The sequence below is a fragment of the Fructobacillus ficulneus genome, assembly GCF_001047075.2.
GTDB classification, from domain to species: domain Bacteria; phylum Bacillota; class Bacilli; order Lactobacillales; family Lactobacillaceae; genus Fructobacillus; species Fructobacillus ficulneus.
On the sequence record NZ_DF967994.1, the window covers coordinates 1 to 706 of the forward strand.

Annotated in this window: 1 protein-coding gene; it reads right to left on the reverse strand. The window is 40.8% G+C overall.

The features are described from left to right. Positions 1–37: 37 nt before the first annotated feature. The coding region (locus AOQ29_RS02205) for an IS3 family transposase (protein ID WP_061992918.1) at positions 38–706 on the reverse strand (669 nt) is incomplete at its 5' end.

Genomic DNA, 706 nt, shown 5'->3' on the forward strand with positions numbered 1-706 from the left:
TGACCTGTACCCCAAAAGTTGAAGTAAATATTTAGACCTAGCTGGCCAGTTGCCGATATTCTATCGGCGATTGGCCTTTTAGTTTGATTTGAATACGTTCTGTGTTGTAATAGTGAATCCATTTCTGAATGGCTTCTCTGAGTTCATTGACTCGATTAAATTGTGAAAGTTCGCCTAATTCTGTCTTAAGCTTATTGAAAAAACTTTCCATTGGGGCGTTATCAAGTGCTGTTGCCTTTCGCGACATGCTTGGTTTGATGCCGTTCTTTTGGAGGAGTTTTTGCCATGAACGATGACGATACTGCCAACCCTGATCAGTGTGCAAATAGATTTGGTAATGACGCTTTGACAGTTTAGCTACTAGTTCTTGCACTGGTTTCAGAGCAAAGGCCAGGTCAGGCTTAGTGCTTAGTGAATAGGTGATGATTTCTTTATTGTATAAGTCCAAGATGGGTTCGAGATACAGTTTCTCACCAGTTGCTGGTACTTTAAATTCTGTGACATCACTCGTAAGTTTTTGAAGCCGACGATCAGTTTGAAAGCGTCGACGAAAGCGGTTCTTAGTTGTTCGACCATTAGGTCCAGGATAAGAGTTATACTTAGCCCGCTTTTTACGATATCCTGACCCCTGAATATTCATTTCATGCATTAGGCGTTGAACCTTTTTATGGTTAATTTGGCTGTACTTACTTGTCTTTCGTAGCAT